16 protein-coding genes are annotated in these 20,102 nt (G+C 60.4%); 9 read left to right on the top strand and 7 right to left on the bottom strand.

Annotated features, from left to right (window positions below):
* Window positions 1–306: 306 nt before the first annotated feature.
* Genes VI215_09850 through VI215_09840 form a run of 3 tightly spaced genes read left to right on the top strand, consistent with a single transcriptional unit; the run spans window position 307 to window position 3,652 of the window.
* Complete coding sequence (locus VI215_09850; GenBank protein ID HEY6192609.1) at window positions 307–969, top strand: succinate dehydrogenase cytochrome b subunit; 663 nt, start codon at window positions 307–309, stop codon at window positions 967–969.
* Window positions 969–2,885 (top strand): fumarate reductase/succinate dehydrogenase flavoprotein subunit, encoded by a 1,917-nt coding sequence (locus VI215_09845; GenBank protein HEY6192608.1) that lies wholly within the window; start codon window positions 969–971, stop codon window positions 2,883–2,885. The genes VI215_09850 and VI215_09845 overlap by 1 nt, the downstream gene beginning before the upstream one ends.
* 26 nt (window positions 2,886–2,911) lie before the next feature.
* Window positions 2,912–3,652, top strand: a complete 741-nt coding sequence (locus VI215_09840) for a succinate dehydrogenase/fumarate reductase iron-sulfur subunit (GenBank protein HEY6192607.1) — start codon at window positions 2,912–2,914, stop codon at window positions 3,650–3,652.
* A gap of 12 nt (window positions 3,653–3,664) precedes the next feature.
* Here the strand turns inward: VI215_09840 and VI215_09835 are convergent, their stop codons facing one another.
* Window positions 3,665–4,411, bottom strand: coding sequence for a hypothetical protein (locus VI215_09835; GenBank protein ID HEY6192606.1), 747 nt, complete (start codon window positions 4,409–4,411; stop codon window positions 3,665–3,667).
* Window positions 4,412–4,639: 228 nt separating this feature from the next.
* Between VI215_09835 and VI215_09830 the strand changes: the two genes are divergently transcribed.
* Window positions 4,640–5,161, top strand: a complete 522-nt coding sequence (locus VI215_09830; protein ID HEY6192605.1) for a YetF domain-containing protein — start codon at window positions 4,640–4,642, stop codon at window positions 5,159–5,161.
* A gap of 217 nt (window positions 5,162–5,378) precedes the next feature.
* On the opposite strand, the gene VI215_09825 is transcribed toward VI215_09830, so the two are convergent.
* The 3 genes from VI215_09825 to VI215_09815 are packed head-to-tail and all read right to left on the bottom strand — an operon-like array spanning window position 5,379 to window position 8,212.
* On the bottom strand, window positions 5,379–6,581 hold the full coding sequence (locus VI215_09825) for a response regulator (GenBank protein ID HEY6192604.1): 1,203 nt from the start codon (window positions 6,579–6,581) through the stop codon (window positions 5,379–5,381).
* Between the two features lie 28 nt (window positions 6,582–6,609).
* Window positions 6,610–7,017: a c-type cytochrome domain-containing protein gene (locus VI215_09820; protein HEY6192603.1), complete on the bottom strand. Its 408-nt coding sequence runs from the start codon at window positions 7,015–7,017 to the stop codon at window positions 6,610–6,612.
* A gap of 28 nt (window positions 7,018–7,045) precedes the next feature.
* Complete coding sequence (locus VI215_09815) at window positions 7,046–8,212, bottom strand: hypothetical protein (protein HEY6192602.1); 1,167 nt, start codon at window positions 8,210–8,212, stop codon at window positions 7,046–7,048.
* 425 nt (window positions 8,213–8,637) lie between these two features.
* Between VI215_09815 and VI215_09810 the strand changes: the two genes are divergently transcribed.
* A complete protein-coding gene (locus VI215_09810) occupies window positions 8,638–11,445 on the top strand; it encodes a carboxypeptidase regulatory-like domain-containing protein (GenBank protein HEY6192601.1) in 2,808 nt (935 codons plus the stop codon).
* A gap of 8 nt (window positions 11,446–11,453) precedes the next feature.
* On the opposite strand, the gene VI215_09805 is transcribed toward VI215_09810, so the two are convergent.
* Genes VI215_09805 through VI215_09795 form a run of 3 tightly spaced genes read right to left on the bottom strand, consistent with a single transcriptional unit; the run spans window position 11,454 to window position 14,435 of the window.
* Window positions 11,454–12,416: an aminopeptidase gene (locus VI215_09805; protein HEY6192600.1), complete on the bottom strand. Its 963-nt coding sequence runs from the start codon at window positions 12,414–12,416 to the stop codon at window positions 11,454–11,456.
* Between the two features lie 31 nt (window positions 12,417–12,447).
* Window positions 12,448–13,464: an ornithine cyclodeaminase family protein gene (locus VI215_09800; GenBank protein ID HEY6192599.1), complete on the bottom strand. Its 1,017-nt coding sequence runs from the start codon at window positions 13,462–13,464 to the stop codon at window positions 12,448–12,450.
* A complete protein-coding gene (locus VI215_09795) occupies window positions 13,461–14,435 on the bottom strand; it encodes a chromate resistance protein ChrB domain-containing protein (protein HEY6192598.1) in 975 nt (324 codons plus the stop codon). The genes VI215_09800 and VI215_09795 overlap by 4 nt, the downstream gene beginning before the upstream one ends.
* 288 nt (window positions 14,436–14,723) lie before the next feature.
* On the opposite strand from VI215_09795, the gene VI215_09790 reads away from it, so the two are divergent.
* From VI215_09790 to VI215_09775, 4 genes are all read left to right on the top strand, one after another.
* Window positions 14,724–16,211 carry a HAMP domain-containing sensor histidine kinase gene (locus tag VI215_09790; protein HEY6192597.1) on the top strand — a complete coding sequence of 496 codons (1,488 nt, stop codon included), beginning with the start codon at window positions 14,724–14,726 and terminating at the stop codon, window positions 16,209–16,211.
* An 11-nt stretch (window positions 16,212–16,222) separates the two neighbouring features.
* The gene (locus VI215_09785; protein HEY6192596.1) at window positions 16,223–16,651 is read left to right on the top strand and encodes a hypothetical protein; all 429 of its coding nucleotides are present in this window, start codon (window positions 16,223–16,225) and stop codon (window positions 16,649–16,651) included.
* A 256-nt stretch (window positions 16,652–16,907) separates the two neighbouring features.
* The gene (locus VI215_09780; protein ID HEY6192595.1) at window positions 16,908–17,459 is read left to right on the top strand and encodes a hypothetical protein; all 552 of its coding nucleotides are present in this window, start codon (window positions 16,908–16,910) and stop codon (window positions 17,457–17,459) included.
* 5 nt (window positions 17,460–17,464) lie between these two features.
* A complete protein-coding gene (locus tag VI215_09775; GenBank protein ID HEY6192594.1) occupies window positions 17,465–19,954 on the top strand; it encodes a hypothetical protein in 2,490 nt (829 codons plus the stop codon).
* Window positions 19,955–20,102: the final 148 nt, after the last annotated feature.

Here is a 20,102-nt window from a genome sequence, read left to right as displayed (position 1 = left end):
CGTCATCGGGGAACTCGGGGTTTGTCATCTCTGCTCGTCATCCCGACATGTTTCAGGTCGGGATCTTCTAAAAGCGTTTCAAGATGCTGACCTAAAGCATGTCAGCATGACGAGATGGGGGGTAGCCGCACGCGGCAGGCTGCGCCCGAAGGTACGCGACCTAAAGGTCGCGCCTACCGGTGCCGAATGAATACAGTTGCTCAATTACTTATTGCATGTTTGCCCTGCTTTTGCTAACTTTGCTCCCGTGAACGGAATTCAAGCTGATTTTCCCCCGCCAGATCCGACCCCCGAACGATGGGCATTGTGACAGGTTTGTACCGTTCCTCCATCGGAAGGAAGTTCATTGCGGGGTTGACGGGCTTGTGCCTCTGCCTCTACCTGATTGTTCACCTCGCCGGAAATCTCCTGCTCTTCAAGTGCGACGGCGGCGAGGCGTTTAACAAATATGCCGAGCTGCTTCCGAGCCTTCTGATCATCCAGATCATCGAGTACGTCCTCTATGCGATCTTCGCCCTTCACATTATCACCGGGACCTACCTCTGGGTGGTGAATAAGAGGGCACGGCCGAAGAAGTACCTCGTCACCGAGCCGGCGGCGAGCAGCTCGTTGTTTTCCAGGACAATGTTCCTCTCGGGGAGCATCGTCTTCATCTTCCTCGTCATCCATATGAAGTCGTTCTGGTACCCGTCGCGATTTGCTTCCGCGGAGAACCCTTCGATGTACGCCCTGGTGACGGGGGCATTTTCGAGCCCCCTCTATAGTTTCTTCTATGTCGTTGCGATGGTCCTCCTTGCCTTCCACCTCCGGCACGGGTTTCAATCGGTCTTCCAGACGTTTGGGCTCCGGAACCACAAATATGCCCCGCTGATCGACCGCATCGGCATCCTGTTCTGGTTTGTCATTCCCGCGGCGTTTGCGGCAATGCCCGTCTGGCTATTCTATCAATCCTGTCCCTGGTTTCATTGATGGCGACCCTGAATTCGAAAATACCCGGCGGCCCCGTCGAAAAAAAGTGGAGCGAACACCGCTTCGGGCTGAAGCTGGTCAATCCGGCGAACAAGCGTAAGTACCACATCGTGGTGGTCGGCACCGGCCTCGCAGGCGCATCGGCTGCCGCATCCCTTGCCGAGCTGGGCTACCACGTCACCTCGCTCTGCTATCATGAGTCGCCTCGCAGGGCTCACAGCATCGCGGCGCAGGGGGGAATCAACGCCCCCAAAAACTACAAGAACGACGGCGACAGCATCTGGCGGTTATTCTACGACACCGTCAAGGGCGGGGACTACCGGGCACGCGAGGCGAACGTTTACCGGCTGGCAGAAGTCAGCAACAACATCATCGACCAGTGCGTCGCGCAGGGCGTCCCGTTCGCGCGGGAGTATGGCGGATTGCTCGATAACCGGTCGTTCGGCGGCGCCCAGGTGAGCCGCACATTTTACGCCCGGGGTCAGACCGGGCAACAGCTTTTGCTTGGAGCCTATTCGGCTCTCTGCAGGCAGATCGATCAGGGACAGGTGAATTTCTATTCCCGCCGGGAGATGCTCGATCTGATCGTGATCGACGGGCGGGCGAGAGGCGTCGTGGCGCGGAATCTTGTCACCGGCGAAACGGAAACCTATTTCGGCGACGCCGTGATCCTCGCGACGGGCGGATACGGCAACGTCTTCTATCTCTCGACCAACGCAAAACAGTCGAACGCGACGGCGATCTGGCGCGCGTACAAGCGGGGCGCGTTCTTCGGCAACCCCTGCTTCACGCAAATCCATCCGACCTGCATTCCGGTCTCGAGCGAGCATCAATCGAAGCTCACGCTCATGAGCGAGAGCCTCCGGAACGACGGCCGGATCTGGGTTCCCAAGAAGGCGCGCGATCCGCGCAACCCGCGCGACATCCCGGAAGCGGAGCGCGACTACTACCTTGAGCGGCTCTATCCTTCCTTCGGCAATCTTGTCCCCCGCGACGTCGCATCCCGGCGGGCGAAGGAGATGTGCGATAAGGGCCTGGGAGTCGGTGCAACCGGGTACGCTGTCTACCTCGATTTCCAGGACGCCATCAAGCGCGACGGCAAGGAACGCGTCGCCGCCCAGTACGGAAACCTGTTCGATATGTACCACGAGATCACATCCGAGAACGGGTACGAAGTCCCTATGAGGATTTATCCCGCCGTCCATTACACGATGGGAGGATTATGGGTGGATTACAACCTGATGAGCACCGTACCCGGGCTCTATGTCCTCGGCGAGGCGAACTTCTCGGATCACGGGGCGAACCGCCTCGGCGCGAGCGCGCTGATGCAGGGGCTCGCCGACGGCTATTTCATCATTCCGTACACGATCGGCGACTATCTTGCGACATCGAAACTGAACCCGGTCGGGAAGGACGAGCCCTCGGTGAAAGCGGCGGTGACGAGCGTGGAGGAAACCACAAAGCGTCTCTTCGCCATCAGGGGAAAACGGACCGTCGATGAGTTCCACAAGGATCTGGGGAAGCTCATGTGGGACCTCTGCGGGATGGCCAGGAACGAGGCGGGGCTGAAGAAGGCGCTCGCCCAGATCCCCGCCCTCCGCGAGGAGTTTTGGAAGAATGTCGTGATCCCGGGAAGCGCGGACAATTTCAACCCGGAAATCGAAAAGGCGGGACGGGTCGCAGACTTCATGGAGCTGGCCGAGCTCATGGTCCGCGACGCCCTTCACAGGGAAGAATCGTGCGGCGGCCACTTCAGGGAAGAATATCAAACGGAAGAGGGCGAGGCGAAACGGGATGACGAGCGTTTTTCGTACGTCGCAGCCTGGGAGTTCGCAGGCGCCGCGCAACCGCCAGCGCTCCATAAGGAGCCGCTGTCGTTCGAGTATGTGAAAACGTCCCAACGCAGTTACAAGTAGGCGATCACGTTCCATCTGAACCGACCATGAAAATCAAACTCAACGTCTGGCGGCAGCACGATCAGAAAGACAAGGGGAAGTTCGTCGAATATGCGGCGGACGGCATCGCCCCCGACATGTCGTTCCTGGAAATGCTCGACCTGGTCAACCTGGGACTCGCCGCGAAAGGCGAGGACACGATCGCGTTCGATCACGATTGCCGGGAAGGGATTTGCGGGAGCTGCGGGATGTATATCAACGGGCGCGCGCACGGACCCCTCACCGGAGTCGCGACCTGCCAGCTCTACATGCGTTCGTTCAAGGACGGGGAAACGATTACGATCGAGCCGTGGCGGGCGAAGCCGTTCCCGGTGATCAAGGATCTCGTCGTCGACCGCTCCGCCTTCGACCGGATCATGCAGGCTGGAGGGTATGTCTCGGTTGATACCGGCGGCGTGCCGGACGGCAATGCGATCCTCGTTCCCAAACCGGCCGCGGACGCGGCGTTCGACGCCGCTGCGTGCATCGGATGCGGCGCCTGCGTGGCGGCCTGCAAGAATTCTTCGGCCATGCTCTTCGTCAGCGCAAAGATCTCACATCTTGCGCTTCTGCCGCAGGGGGATCCCGAGCGCAATGAACGTGTCAGGAGGATGGTTACGCGGATGGATGAGGAAGGGTTCGGGAATTGCTCGAACACCTATGCGTGCGAGGCGGAGTGCCCCAAGGAAATCTCCGTGACCAACATTGCGAGGTTGAACAGGGAGTTTCTCCGGGCGACGGTGGAGTAAGTCGCGCCCGGGTTAGAGCTGCAGCGACTGCCTGAAGGATTCCTCGTCCAGCGTGGCTGCCTGCCGCTCGATGACGTCGAGAGACCTCACCGGGTTCTTCAGCTTAAAGTAGGCGTCGGTGTAAACATTGATCGCCGAACGAATCTCCACGAAGCGCTCCGATAACGTGTTGAGCACCGGCGTCGCGCTCGCCTCGTAGGATTGGGAATCGGCCGCCGCCGTCCCATACTGCGCCCGCCCGATGGCATCGTAATACTGGATGGGAGGCGCACCTTTCTTTCTGTTCCTCTGGAAAATGAAATCCGGGAAGAAGCCGGTCATGAAGAGCGAGACGTTTCCGATGAACCGGCGGAGGTGGTATTGCTGGTGCCGGTCGACATCCGCCAGGAGATTGAGCAAGTCCACCGCGTAGATGGCCTTGTCTCCCGAAGAGGAGAGCTGCCAGAACGATTCGGCGGAACGGAACTCGACGCAGACCCCAGCCACATAGTCCACGACATCGTCGTCTGCCATGTGCTTCTGGTCGAGGGCCTGATAGACAAAAACGTAGAAAAACAGGGCGGGTGACACGGAGAGGAATACCGGCGGCACCGTGACCGACCGCTGGAAGAGCCGCCTGTCGTGCAGGAGCTCCGTCACCGATTCCGGATCGGTGGTGAGCCGCAGAATCGCGGATTGCTCTTCCTCCGTCTCTCCGAGGGAGCTTGCGATGAATTCCTGATCGCCGGGCGTAAGAAGTGCCCGAGTCTTGAAATACATACCCTTCCCTGCCTTTATCTTGTTGCTACGAGGGAATTTGGTTCAAGAAATGTACCAAAATCGGACACCTCTCTCTGATAGGAACAAATGCAGCCCCGGTAGGGTTCGTTGGGCATGTTGCCCGGTTGACCGGGCCCGGCGAAAACAACCCGGAATCGGTAATTATTACGGTACGGGAGGTCAAAAGTACGAATTGAGAACCAATCCCCAACAAGGAACCTGCCCGCCATGACCAACACATATCTCGATATCGTGCTCCGCTCCGCGGTCGTCTATGTCGTGATCCTCCTCGGTCTGCGCTTGATCGGCAAGAAGCACGTCGCGCAACTCTCGACCATCGATCTCGTCCTCATTCTCCTCATCAGCAACAGCGTGCAGAATGCCATGGTTGGAAACGATTCTTCCCTTCTCGGGGGGATCGTCGCCGCGTCAACCCTCCTGGTGTTGAACCTCATCCTCACGAGGGTCTTTTTCCGCTACAAGAAGGCGGAGGAGTTGCTCGAGGGAGTCCCGACGCTCCTGATCCACGCCGGCTCCGTCATCGAAAGCCATCTTCAAGCCGAGAGCATCACGAGGGAAGAGCTGGAACGGGCCATCAGGGAACACGGGATCGAGAGCATTGCCGACGTCAAGACCGCAATCATGGAATCCGACGGGACGATCAGCGTCATTCAGAAGAGCGGGGCGGTGGAGCACCGCATCGAGTCGTTCAAGCAACGCCGGATGAAGTATCGGTTGAGGAAGGAATAGGCCGGAACGAGTCGAGTTGCGCGCGGGCGCGTGCCCGGGGAGGTATGGCTCGGTTTGCCGTTGGTTGTCATCCTGAGGGAGCGTAGCGACCGAAGGATCTAGCTTTTTGGCGTTCGAATGGACGGAGATCCTTCGCGGAGTTTACACTGAGCGAAGCGAACGTGCTCAGGATGACAATTATACGCCCAGGATGACAATATTAGAGAGAGTGCTGCTGTTACCGGAGCAATTGGTTCTGAATGCGGGCGGAGAGGTGCTGCGCCGGCGTCCTATGGCCCCCTTCCCGGTGGAGCTTTCCCACCAGCGTGCCGAGGAGCATCTCGTAGTCGATCGGTTTCAGTATGAATTCATCCACGCCGAGACGTTTTCCGATGAGGAGGGTCGTCCGGTCGAATGCCGGAGCAATAAATATAAACGGCGAATGCCTTGTCGCCGGCGTGGTGCGGATAAACTCGAACAGCTCCAACCCCAGCGGCTTGGCCCGGAAATGCAGCTCCGAGAGGATGATGTCCGGCGACGCCTTCTTGAGCGACGAGAGAGCTTCTTCGACGCTCGCTGCGGCGATCACCGCGAACGCCTGGGCGCGCACGTGCTGTGCGATTTCGAGAAGACTGTTTTCATCCTCATCGACAATCAGGATTGTTCCCCGGACCCTGACTTTCGGCATCTCCCGCAGTAGAGCCGCTTCTACGCTCAGATGATCGGTCTTCGACACCTCCAGCCTCTTCCTTAGCTCCTCGATTGCCGGTTCGGTGAACGCCGAGATGCCCCCCGTTCGCCAGATCTCCGCGAGCGAATCGCGGTAGAGCCGGTTCCGGACCTCCTTCTCGATCTGCGCCGCGGTCTCGTCGTTGATGCCGAGCGCCCGCTGCATGCTTTTCAGGATGCCGAGCTGCGCCTCAGAGGGTTGGCCCTTGTGCCACGTCTCCCAGATGAAGGAGCGGTATTTGAACACATTATCGGGATCCTGCGCGGATCCGGAATGCTTCTTCTGGAGCTCCGTCAGGCGGCCCATGAGCGCCTTCGCGTAGGTATTCCCCGGATCGAGCGCGAGGGCGCGCGCGATATAGTCCGACGTTTGTTTCAGGTCGCCGTCTTCGAGAAATTTTTGCGCCAGCTCCACCAGCGAGCTCGACTTGCTTACCCTCCGCTTCACCATCAGATCGGAGTATTTCTTGACTTCGTCCTGAACCTCTTTGGTGAGGTTGGGCCGTTGCGAGAGCTGTTTGATCAGGAATGCGATCCTGTCCTGGAAGGAGCGTGCGTTGTCGTTCCCGGGGTCGAGGCGGAGGACCTCCTGGAGAAGGTCATCGGCGACGAGGTAGCGGCCGGAACGGATGAGCAGGTCCGCTTCGCGCAGCCAGTTGATGATCTTGTTCTTCTGGCTTTGATCCGGCGAGGATTCAGGCGTATTGGGCATCTCTTATTCCCGATCGCTCAATGGAGTGTCAATTGTTTTTTCCACCCTGTCCGATCCATTTCTTGAGGATGTCGATCGTGTCCTGCGGTATCGGGGTCTTCCTCTTGAGAGGCATCGGGTCCCCGAACGGGGGCTTGGGTCCGAGCTTCATGATCAGGAGGCTCGAATCGGCGTGCAGGGGGATGACCGGCGAACCGTGCTTGCCCCCTTTCATCAGATTTTCGTAGCTGTCCATGTAGAGCTCGCTCGGGTTCATCTGGTCCTCCGTGTGACAGGGGAGGCAGTATGTTCTGAAGACCGGGACGACATTCTTCTTGAATGAGATCGCGGCCGCCTTCGGCGGAGCCTTCGTTCGCTTTTTCGATTTATGCTGGCTCTGGAGGGGGAGGGCCAGAAGGAGCGCCAACCCGATCACCGGCACAATGAGACGTTTCATTTCTGCGTATCCTCGCATGGCCGCTCCTCTAGAACCAAAGATGCATTTGGACAAGAGCAACGTCGTTGCTCACGCTCGGCTTTTCGATCACGATTCGATACTGGGGCCTGATCTCCACGAAGGAGAACGGGAAGAGTTCCACCCCCAGGGTGACGCGCTCGATGGTGTTCGTCGCCGGTGTCGCGTCGTCGTCGGAAACGCCCTCAACGGGGTCGATCACGTCGAACCTGCCGGTAAGCCAGAGTCCCTGGATAGCCCTGTAATCGATCTCGGCGAATCCCATCATTGAATTCCCTCCGGGATTGGAGGGGTCGACCATGTAATTTTTTGTCCAATCGGCCTCACCGAATAAGACGAAATCGCCGGCGCCGATTCCTGCGTTGATTCCTCCCATCGTGAAATTGTCATATCCGTACGCCGATCCGCCGATCCGGTAGTTGAACGAGGAAAGTCCCGCCCCGCCCGCATACTCGGCTTTCACGGCATACGCCTTCTTCTTCGAGAAGTCTATCGGTTGCTGGTGCCCGGTCCCGTTGAAGAGGCCCGCGGTCAGCATGAGGTTCTCGATATAAACACCCGCTTCAACGCCGATGTCGTGGTAGTTCGGAACGAACAACAATCCGGGATGATAGCCCGCCCCGGTGAAGCCGAGGTCGCCGCCCCGGGTGTAGGAGGTATGATCGTCGATGCGCCACCCGTAGTTCGGAGCGAACGCTCCTCCTTTGATATAGCCGTCGAGGGGGAGGACCTTCGCGAGCCCGTACACTTCGGTCCCGTTGTAGAGACCGCCATACAGGGCGCCATCTCCGTAGGTTCCGTTCACAATATCCTGTTTGAAGTAGAACAAGACTTTCTTGGAGAGCTGAGCCGCGCCGTAGATGGAGGTCGTCATCGCCTGGAAGGTCGTGGATTCGGAGAGGCGGTCATAGATGAACTGCGATCTGTAGTCCGCCCCGAGAGAGATATTGTCGGTAACTTTCGCACTAAACGTAAACGAGCTGTCCATGAGGGCTTCGATCGGGACCTTATCGGCGCTGAAAGAGGTCCCGTATTCCGTTCTCATCTGTCCCCCTGTCGGATTGACGTGGCAGGAGGAACACTTGGCGCCGGTCATCAGCGCAAACCTGGGAAGAGCGATGGTGCTTTGAGCAGTGGCGCCGGCGAGCAGCGCAAGAAGCAGAATTCGTCCCCTCATGACCGATCCTTTCAATATATAAGAATTGTTCGAATATGAATTGTTGTCGCTCGTCACGCGAAGTCGATGAATTTAAGAATTAGCGGGCAGTATTGCAACTTGGGTCAGCGGGGGGGAAGATCCCGTCCCCATGTTCCATTAGCATATTTCACGTACCGGCTCGGGTGTTTTGTGCATTTTTCAATTTACATGACATACCTGATTGCGATTTGGCGGCTGCATCTCTATATATACCTGCATGAGTCCCGGCCGTGCAGGAAGGGGCGTAGATCTGCGCGATTCCCGTCGGGAGCCACTCCTTCCTGTTCCACACTCATTTCCCGACCGGCACGGACCGGGGCCCTCCGCACGAAGTATCCCGGTCAGCTCCCCGAACCGGAGGCAGATGCAACGAAGGCAAATCCCACATACAACCGGAGGTGAGTATGCACACCGCGAGAAATACCCTTTTCCCCCTGCTTATCTGGTCCATCCTGGGTGCGGCAGCCGAATCGTTCATTCCGGACCGGGCGGCCGGCCAGGTCACCACAGCGAACATCGAAGGGACCGTTCGCGACGATAAGGCGAACCCCGCGCCCGACGTCGAGGTTGTCGCGCGCAATCAGGAGACGGGATTCTACCGCATCGTGTACAGCTCCGAGAAGGGGACCTATTCGATTTCGGCGCTGACGCCCGGTATGTACGAGGTCCGGGCGAGCCATATCAGCTTCAACCCGGTGACGAACAGGGGCGTGCAATTGCCGGTGGGGCAAACCGTCATCGTTGATTTTTCTTTGACGGGAAAAGACATCCAGGCGAAGGAGGTCGTCGTCGAAGCCCCGGCCCCCGTGGTGGACCCCCGGAAAACCGACCTTTCGGTTTCGGTCCGGCCGGAGCAGATTCTCGCTCTTCCGCTCAACAGCAGGAATTTTCTGGAGCTCGCCACCGTCGCCCCGGGGGCGAAAATTTCGTCGGGCGGCCGCGGACCGGTGACGACGGGCGCGGTCAATTCCCGGTTCATCTCGGCCTACGTCGACGGGGGAGAGTTCAAGAGCGACGGCCTGGGGGGCGTGCTCGGGACCTCGTTCGGAGTCACGACCAACATCGTCCCCGAAGACGCGATCCAGGAATTTCAGGTGATCACCGGGCTCTACAAGGCCGAATTCTCGCAGGCGTCGAACGGCGTCATCAACGCCGTGACCAAGACCGGCGGCAACAACATGAGCGGGACCGCTTTCGGGTTCTTCCGTTCATCCGGTCTGAACGCCCAGGGGGCGTTTGAGAAGACGAAGCCCGATTTCAACCGCCAGCAGGCGGGCTTCTCGCTCGGGGGACCGATCGTCCCGGACCAGACGCACTTCTTCGTGTCGTTCGAACGGGACAACATCAACAACTACACGACCGTCAACACCGGCGGCGTGCAGCCGGCGCTTGAGGGAACGTTCAAAAGCCCCGTCATTCAGAACCTCTTTCTGGCGCGGGTCACGCACCGCGTGAGCGACAACAACTCGCTCGATGCCCGGTGGATCCATGTCGATACCGATAACAATCCGGGGAACTTCGGCGGCCTTGCCGCCCTGAACAACGGATTCAACCTCGGCTTCCGGCTCAACTCGCTGCTGGCCGAAGACCGGTGGGCGTTGGGGGACAACACGGTGAACGAGCTGCGGGTGCACTACCAGCGCTACGTCAAGGAGGCCGCGCCCACCAGCACCGATCCCGAACGCGTCTACCTCTCCTCCGGCATCACCACCGGCTGGAACCCGAACCAGCCGCAGAACGAGGAGTATGTGCGGCTGCAGATCCGCGATGATCTCTCCCGTTCGGTGTCCGGCCTGGGCGGAGACCACATCTTCAAAGGCGGTGTCAACTTCGAGCGCGAACCCCTTGCCTCCAAAGCGGAGTTCAGCAGCGGCGGAGTCTTCACCTTCCGCACCGACACCAGCGCGCTTCCGTTTCAAGGGAGCATCGGGCTCGGAGACGCCCAGACCAGATCGCTGAACTACAAGTATGGCGTGTACGTCCAGGACGATTGGACGATGTTCCAGAACCTCACGCTGAACCTCGGTCTGCGCTGGGACGTCGAGACCAACATGATCAACAACGACTATGTGAACCCGCTGGCGGGCGACACCGCGCTGACGAACCACGTTCCGGCAACCTATATCGGCACGGGGCACCGCGACATCGATTACGGCCAGATCGCGCCCCGCCTGGGCGCGGCCCTGGACCTCTTCGGCGACCGCTCGACGATCGTGCACGGGGGTTTCGGCGTGTTTTACGACCGGATCATCTACAACGTGGCGAGCAACGAGCAGCAAGACGGCCTGTACAGCATCTACACGATCCGGTTCGGAGCGGCGGCGCCGGCAACGGTGAGCCGCGACGTGCTGGCATCGTACGTCGAGCGGAACCTCGGTACCGCGGCTCCGGGCGTCACGCTCCTTCCCTCGACGGTTCCCACCCCCTACACGCGGCAGTGGACGGTGGGCGCGACGCGGCAGATCGGTCCTGCGCTCGCGGCGTCGCTCGATTACGTCTCCGTGCGGGGTTATAACGAATACACGTTCTTCAACGTGAACTACCAGAATGGGATCGGCGGCCCGCGGATCGCCACCCCCCGCTACGGCGCGATCACGCTCCTGACCTCGGGGGGTCGTTCCTGGTACGACGCTCTGCAGCTCAGCCTCTCGCGGCCCTACCGGGGCGACTGGCAAATGCAGGTTTCGTACACGCTCTCCTGGGCGGACAACACGTTCGACGATCCGTTTCAGGGCTACGTGTTCCAATCGAGCATCGTGCGCGCGGCGAGCCTGCAGGATGAGCGGCACCGGTTCGTGGTGAGCGGCATGGTGAACCTGCCGGTCGATTTTCAGCTGAGCGGTGTCATCACGCTCGCCTCACCCCGGCCATTCGGCCCCACCAGCGTCATTACCGGCACCGACGACAATCACGACGGGGTGCTCGGAGACGATTTTCCGGCTGCGGGAAGGAATTCGCTCCGGCCCGACGCGGGAAAGATCGTGTACTGGCTCAAGAATGTGGACCTCCGCGTCACGAAGTACTTCGAGATCTTGAACGGCAACCGGATCGGAGTCATCGCGGAGGCCTTCAACCTTTTCAACTGGACCAACTACACAAGCTTCTTTACACGCCTTAATCAGAAGGACTCGAAAGGGAACCTCCTCGGGGGGACCCCCAACAACGCCCTCCCGGGCCGGCAGATCCAGCTTGGCTTGAGGGTCTTCATCTGAGGCGCCGGCTATATCTGTACCGCGAACTTCCCGTCTCTCATGATAAGACGGTCGTCGAACCAGACGGACGGCACCTTGACGAGGCCGTCGAGGTGGCTCGCGACGCGCACGGAACCCCCCATCGACTTGTTGTCGCCGAACGCGACGTGGATCGTCCCCATCACTTTTTCGTCCTCGAGGATCCGGCCGGAGAGTATCGCCCGGTCGTTCGTGCCGATGCCGAATTCCGCGACGGTTCTGCCATCCCGGCCATGCGGCTCGAGAAGCTCGATGAGCCTTTTCGCCTCTTTTCCGCCTGTGATCCCGGCGGCGAATCCCTTATCGACTTCAATCCGTATCGGTTCCGTGACGAGGCCGATCGACGCCATCGACCCGTCGACGACGACCACCCCGTTCGCTGTTCCCTCGACCGGTGCCAGGTAGGCTTCGCCGGTCGGAAGATTCCCCCATTCACCCTTATTCCGGAAGAGGCCTGTGCTCGCGAGGGCTTTCCTCCCCCTGGTCCCGAGCGTGAGATCCGTTCCGGCCGGAGCTTTCACCCTCACCACGCCGGCTGTCTCCATCAGCCGCGCAAGGTTCGTCGTCCGCTCCGCGATCCTGATATAGTCCGCATTCATGCAACGGACCATGATCTCCTCGGTGACCCCGGGAAGGGTGCAGACCCTCACGCCGCTTGCGCTTGCAGCGCGCCGGGCGTCGGTGTGAGTGAGGGAGAGGGAGGTCGGGCAGAAGACCACATCCGCCGTCAGCATCAGGCCGGCGACCTCCTGCGGAGGTTCTTCGCCGTTACTTTTTCTGGGGAGCATTTCGACGAGCGTGAGTTCATTCCCCATTTCCTTGACGGCTTCCCAGATCGCATACCCGATCGATCTGAGGGGCTCGTCGGTAACGATGAGCACCCGCTCGCCGGGTTTGAGCCCCATGCAATCGCGCGCGGCTATCAGAGCCGCCTTACGAAGATCTGGATTCATCTCTTCGATTCTCCGAACGAAAAATTCCGAATCAGTTGAAGGTGACGAACTGGCCGGCTCCGCTCCGGGAGGCCTTCTCGTAGACAAGAGCCGCGGCGGCCGCATCCTGAAGCGCCATTCCGGTGCTGTCGAATATAGTGATTTCATCGTTCGAAATTCTCCCCTCTTTCCTGCCAGCCACAATTTCACCGAGCTCGGCGTGGACATCGCTCCGCCGGAGAACTCCGCTCTCGAGCGCGTGGTGAAGGTCTCCGATCGTCGCCGATTGATCGAGGATATCCGCGACGATTCTTGTCCCCCGGAAGAGGAGGGGATCCAGCTCCTGCTTCTCCTCGCTGTCGGCCCCCACCGCGGCGATAAATGTTCCGGGGGAAATCCACTCACGCTCGAGGAAGAACCGCCTCGACGGAGTGCAGGTCACGCAGATGTCGCTCTGCCTCACCGCTGAAGGAAGATCCCCGAGCGTGACCGGCTGGACTTTCAGAGGTCCGGTAAATTCGGCGGCGAGCGAACGGGCGCGCTCCGGGTCGACATCATACAGGAACGCCCGTTCGAGAGGGCGCACACTGAGAAGCGATTGAAGCTGTATCCTTCCCTGGTTTCCGCACCCGCAGATCGTCGCCACCCTCGAATCGCCCCGCGAGAGATGCTTCGCCGCCACTGCGGTGGCTGCGCCGGTCCGCTGGATCGTAATCTCGATCGAATCCATGACGGCAAGCGGGTCGCCCCGGTCGGCGTCTGCGAGGATGATGAGCCCCTGGATCGAGGGCAAGCCGAACCGCCTGCCGTTCTCAGGGAAGTTGGCGTTGATCTTGGCGACGAAATAATTTCTTCCGAGTCCTGCGACCCCCGCTTTGATGTGAAATCCCCCCTCGGCGGCCCGGACTCCCAGGATCCCCGGGGGGGAGGTCTTTCCCTCTCCATGCATCCGGAAAATTCGTTCAACCGCAGGAATGCACTCTTCGATCGTCAGGAGAGAGGCGACCTGGGGCCGCGTGAGGATGAGCGTATGGGGGCGAATCTGCTCTTGCGTGGCTGCGGTCGTCATCTGGCCGGCCGTCTGGCAGAGAATCTGCTATAGAGCGAATCGAGTATCACGGAGCCCAGCCGCAGCACCTCATGATCGTCCCCGATGGCGTCGGAAAGCGAGCGGACGACAAGGTCGAGACCGGCGGCTTCAGGCCGGTTGAATTTGCCGTCTTTCATGTCGATGTCGTGAACGATCTGCGCGAGCGAATCGAGCGCCTTCTCCTTGATGCGAAACGACCGGAGCAGCGTCTCGAACGTGCACTCCTCGCCGTGGTGGCTGAACTCGGCGCCGAAAACGTCGAAGGGGATCGCATGGGCCGGCATTGCCGACTCTTGCGCGAAGATGAACTTCGCCTTCGGGTCGATAAACCTCCGGATGAGCCACGCCGAGCAGAGCCGGTCGATATGGATCTGCTTTCTCGTGGCCCATGTCTTTCCCCGGAACGACTTGCGGTCGCCGGGCCTGAGACGCGCCCCCGCGGCGGCGGAAGGAACGGCAGAATCCAATTCTCTCCTTGCGCCGTCGACGGCGGTCTTAGCTTTTCTCTTCAGGGGGTGTCCGAAGAAATCGATCTTTTCAGTTTCGAGGAAGGACTCTTCAAGCTCCGCGACTTCCTTTGCAAGCGACTTCAGCGTTTCGCCCGGCAAGCGCTGCTCCTCGCCGGCGCCCCGGATCCTCGACGAGAGCTTCCCGGCCGAATCGATCAGGCGGTTGAAATCCGATTCTCTCGCTTTCCTGAAGAGGCCGAGCAACGCCTGGTTCTCCCGCTCATCGGTCGATTCGGAGACGAAGACCGAGGCTTCGCCAAGCGAGTCCCTGATCTGCTGGCAGAGCCATTGGAAATCTTCGAGGCGTTCCTTGCCGTAAGGCAGGACGTACACGGAGTTCCGGTAGAGGAGGGCGCCGGCTTTCCTGGTGAGCCGCCAGACCCTCACCCGCTCGCGGGAGTTCGGCGTCCTGACCTGGTGCACGAGGAAGAGCCATCGCATGGGGAATATCTTCAGTAATGATTATTACAATGGTAAATGATTGTTACATGAAAGTCAAGCGCCCGATCGGTGCGCGTCGTTTTTGTAGGGGCGACGCATGCGTCGCCCGGTGTGATTACGAAAAATTTGTCGGTCCGGGCGGGGCATGCCCCGCCCCTACGTCGGCACCGTGCTAAAGCCTGCGGGTACCAAACCCGTGGCATCGGCAGGGGCGACGGCTACGAAACCCTTCCTGCCCCTGTATTGACTTTCTCGCCCTGTTGCTCTATCTTGAGTCGTCCCGAAACGTTGAATCCCAAACCTTCCATAGCGCAACCCCGCGGCTCCCTCTTTAGAAAGATTATCGGCTGGCTCATCGTGATCATCCTGTTCATGGTGGGCGCCAGCATCATCATCCTCCAGATGCTGAAGACCGCGTATTCCTCCGAGGCGGCGGAGTTCCGCATCATCCCCCTGGCCCAGTACGCGGAACGGCTCTACATGTCGGAACACGACGCCGCAAAGAAGTATTTTGAGACGAGGGACGCATTCACGGACCAGACGCTGGCGCTCATCGGGCATGAGTTCAGCCAGGAGCTCGATTCTCTCCGCGGGCTGATCGACCGCGACGACGTGCGCCTGCTCGCCGACAAGGCGATCGCGCAGCACGGCCGCTACCGGGACTACCTCGCCCGCCAGCGCTCCCTGATCGCGAAGGATTATTCGTACGACGCGACGGCCGCGCTCCAGCAGGCCGCGCCCCTGGGGGATTCGATCCGGCAGACGCTCCGGTCGATCACCGAGGCCTACCTGCCCGCCCTGAGCAAGTCGCTGGGTAAAATGCCCGAGCGGACCTCCGACGCGATGAGCGGCGCGTATATCATCCTGGCGCTCGCCCTCGCGATCGCCCTGGCGATCGCCATTATGTTCGGCCGCACCGTCACCAAGCCGCTCGAGGCATTGATGGCGGGGACCGAAAAAGTGGGGGAGGGCCAGTACGAAACCGTCCTCGTCACCTCGAACGACGAACTCGCGGACCTCACCCGCGCGTTCAACCTCATGAGCGACAAGCTGAAGCAGCTCGACGAAATGCGGATGCAGATGATGTCCGAGATCTCCCATGAAATGCGGACGCCGCTCCAGGTGATCAAGGCGGGCTGCTATTCCATCATGCACGCGAAGAACGGGCCGGAGCTGACCGACCGCCAGAAAGACGCCGTCGGAATGATCCACCAATCGACCAACCGGATCAACCAGTTCGTGAACCTTTTTCTCGACGTCGCCAAGATGGAGGCGGGCCTGATGAAATTCAAGTTCGAGGAGTCGAGCCTCCACGACGTGCTCAACCCTCTCGTGCAGGAGGCGCAGTTGATCGCCCAGAGCCGCCAGATCAAGGTCGGGTTCCGGTCGGAAGAGGCGCCGCCGATGCTCCTCGACCGGGAGCGGATGACGCAGGTCTTCAGCAACCTCCTCTCGAACGCGCTGAAGTTCACGCCCGACAACGGGACGATCGAAGTCGTCCTCGGGCGGGAGGCGAACTGCGGCGAGGCGAACAAGAACGGCAAGGGTTGCGTGCGGGTCGACGTCCAGGACTCGGGCGTGGGCATACCCGAGGCGGACATTGACAAGTTGTTCGGCAAATTCTTTCAGGCGAAGAACACCTCGCTCACGAACGAAAAAGGATCGGGACTGGGCCTCGCGCTCGTCAAGCACGTTTCGGAGGCGCACGGAGGGAGGGTGCGCGTCGAAAGCCGGGTGGGGGTCGGGTCGAAGTTCACCGTGATCCTGCCGCTCTGAGCGCCGGTCCCATGGAGCAACCGTCGGGGGAGAGCCACCCGGAGATCGATTCGTTTCTTGACCGGCTGGAGAATCTTGCGGGGTGGAAGTTTTCGCACCGCGGCGACATCGCCCTGCTCCTCGGACTTGCGCGCGGAAGGGAGGCTCTTCTCAACGAGGCAGCTTTTTACGCCAAGTTCCTCACGAAGTCGTACGCCCTTCTCAAGAGAACACGCGGCGAGGATGTCTCACGCCTTGAGGCCGAGTTTGCCGAAAAGATGGAGAAGACCCTGGCGCTTCTCCGGTCTCTCGTGGAAGGATCTCCGGGCGAAGCCGGACGGGCTTTTGCCGTTCGTTACCTCACTCCCTCCGCGGAGGGCCTGGAGAACCTCCTTTCCCTCCTCGCCGAATTAAGCTGGTTGAAGAACTACGAGATCGAAAGCAGGCGATCGCGGACCTGATTCCCGCAAGCTAAAGCTTGCGGCTACCCCTTCCCCAAGATGCCTCGTTCCCACGCTCTGCGTGGGAACGGGATATTCGGCCGCTCTGCGGCCGGGGACGCGGAGCGTCCCAGTTCGACGCTCCCACGGAGACCGTGGGAGCGAGATGCGGTGGGAGGGCAGGTCGTCAGGCTGCGTTTTTCGCATGTGACTCCTCTCACCACCCTCGCCCCCCTCTCTTGCAACTCTCTTTGAAAAGATATATGTTTCTCCGGTCATGAAACCGGTCATCGCAAAAATTTCTCTCGCGGCCCTCTGCATCGCCGGGTCGATCTGGCTCGGGGGCGTCAACATCAGGGCGATCATCGGCTTCGACCTGCTGGAGACCGGCACCCTCGACTTCAAGACGAATATCCACCCCTATGTGGAGCGCGCGGTTTTCGCTCTCATCGCCCAGAGCTCCCTCGTCGTCGATATCGCCTATCTCGTCGTGGTCGTGTCGGGCATCGCGTACCTCAGGTCGACGTCGCTGGTTCTTCGCGAGCACGGCTGGCTGATGATGAGCGTGATCCTCTTTTTTCTCTTTACCCCGGTCGAGGTGTACACCGCGGTGCTGGACGGGAAGATGTGGTACCTCGATCACATCGGCTCGAATGATCTTGTTGAATTCCGGAAGATTTTCATCCACCGCCTCGCGGCGCTCGCCGGGGTCCCGATGATCGCGCTTCTATCCTACTACACGATCATCGGACTCACGGTCTTCCGCCCGATGATTCTCAGCGCCTCTCCCGGGCGGCTTTCCTCCACTGGCGCCCCCGGTCTCGATTGAGCCCGGTGGCGTCTCTTATCGATTCGCTCAAGAAACACGCGCTTCTCGCGGGGATCTGCGCGGTGTTTTTTGCAGGGGGCTTGCTCCGGCTGAATGACCTCTCCGCCTACACGCCCGACAGTTGCCGCTACCTGATCTGGGGCAATTCGCTGGCGCACGGGGCAGGGTACGTCGACGGCACGCAGCCGGTTCCGGACCGGTTCGTCGTCCATGCCCCCTTGTATGCGCTCCTCATTGTCCCGGCCGAGCTCTTTTTTCCAATGTCCCTCATGGCGGTGAAAGTCTGGACGCTTCTCTGGGGGGTGCTATCGCTGATTCTCCTCTATCGCTGGATTCTCCCGACGTTCGGAAGGGCGGCGGCGGCCTGTTGCGCGCTCGTCTTCGCGCTCAATCCCGCGATGCTCTTTTTCAGCACGGAAGTTCTCTCCGAGGCGCCGTTCATCGCGTTCGTCCTTCTCATCTTCATTCTGATCGACAAGCTGGAAGAGCCGGATGCCCGGGAAGGGAAGATCCTCCTGTACCTGATTCCCCTCCTCGCGTTTCTTCCGCTGTTGCGGGAGACAGGAGCCGCCCTCGTCGCCGCGGTCGTCCTCGTCTCTCTTTCGCGGTCTCAGAGGAAGCGCGCGCTCATGGCGCTCGGCGCGGCAGCGGCGCTCTTCGCGCTCTGGTATTTCAGGAACCACGTCCTCGTCACGCCGAAGGCGGGATCGCAGGTGAGCAATTTCTCCCTTATCGGCCGTCACTTCGTCACTCCCGACGACGCCCCGATCGCCAACGAATTCGCCCTGCGGATCTGGATTTCCTTCAAGGCGTACGCGGGACAGATCGGAGGGCTCTTTTTCTATCCGATGTTCACGCGCCAGCTCAACGAGCTGGTGGTCGAGCCCTCGGGAGCGTACCGGTTTCTTGCCGATCTCCTCGGGGCGGGAAGGTATGTGGTCCTTGGGGCGGCGGTACCGATCGCCGCGGCTGGATTGGTGCGGGATTTCCGGAGCTCGCCGAACGCATCGTTGCGGGCGCTCTTCGCGGCTCTTTATCTCCTGGCCATTTGCGCCTATCCCGTCCACGACATCAGATTCCTGCTCCCGCTCTGCCCGCTTGTCTACTTTTATCTCGCGGGAGGAACGCTCTCACTCGCCGGGATGGAACGGGCGCCTCAGTTTCTCCGGCGGCCCTCGACGGCCGTGGCCGCGCTGCTGATCCTGCTGGTCCCGAATGTCGTCGCGATGCAGGCATTTTTGCGGACGAATCTCGAGTACAGGCGTTCGCCCGACGCGATCTCCGGTCACCCGACCCTCCCCGAGATGTTCAGGTTCAAATGGGACCGCCTGAGGGGCTGGATCGACGGGAACATGTCCGCCGACGCGGTGATCGGAAGCCCGATCAAGGATGTCGCGGTCGTTTCGGGCGGGAGGAAGGTGCTCGAGATCGATCCCGGCGTGACCCTTCCCCTGTTCGAGTCTCTCCTGCGCGATCATCACGTGGAATATCTCCTTGCGCCCAACCGGTGGCTCGACCTCCGGGAGTTTGAATTTCTGATGCGCGAATCGCGGAGGTTCTGGTTCGAACCGGTTCCCGATGCGCCGAACCTCATGCGGGTCCATTCGACGTTCCTCGAGCCGAACGTGCTTTCGCCCCCGCACACCGTCTTCGACACCGTGAGCGTCACCGAATTGCTCAGGACGGGGAGAAGCGAACTGATGGCGGGCCGTTATACCGAAGGCGCCGCGGCGTTGCAGCGAGCGCTCCGGATTGCGCCGGTATCGGGAGACGTGCTCTACCAGGTAATGGTCGCGGACCTGATCCTCGGCGACTCGACGGGGGCGCGGAAAGCGTACCAGACTCTCCTCGGCCAGCCGCAGGCCTTATCCTACGCCGAGCTCGCCCGCAACCAGTTCGAGGCCGCCGACCTGCTCGCGAAGGCCCGATCCTCGAAGCTCTATACGGAGCAGGCCGTGAAGACGTTCAAATCCGCGTCGATCTACTGGAAATCGGGTTACTACCGCCGCGCCGCCGATCTGATGAACACGTTGATGGATACCGACACTTCCTATTTTGTGGGGCTCCTCTGGGGGTTCCATTTTGATTTCCAGCTCGGCGACAGCGCAACGGCTCAAAAGTTTCTTACCATCCTCGAGAGGATCGACTCCACGAATCCGGTGGTGTTGGCCTTCGAGCATCTGACCGCTATCCGGGATTCTCTCCAGGCGGCCAAATCCGGGACCGCCGGGGAGCGAAGCAACCTTCACCTCTCGGCCGCGCGCATTTGCAAGGCGATGCAGCTCTACGACGAGTCGCTCGACGAAGCCGAACGGGCCCTCGGGGAACGCCGCGACAACGTGGACGCTCTCCTGTTCCTCGCCAGGGCGTTCGAGCAGCGCGCTCTTCCGAGGCGGTCGATCGAAATGTATCAGGAAGTCCTCAGGCGCGACGCGCATAACGTCTTCGCCGTCGCGCGCCTCGATTCCCTCCGCACGTTCGTCTCCCGGCAGTAACGCAGTCTTGCAGTTTCTTCTTATCCGTCATCCCGACATGTTTTTGGTCGGGATCTTTCTAAAAGAGTTGAAAGATGCTGACCTAAAGCGTGTCAGCATGACGAGTTGGAGGGAGAATTGACGAAACCCCGACTGTGCCGCCATTAAT

The sequence above is a fragment of the Bacteroidota bacterium genome (assembly GCA_036522515.1).
In the GTDB taxonomy this organism is placed as follows: Bacteria; Bacteroidota; Ignavibacteria; order UBA10030; family SZUA-254; genus VBOC01.
This window is presented reverse-complemented; position numbering and strand designations above follow the sequence as displayed.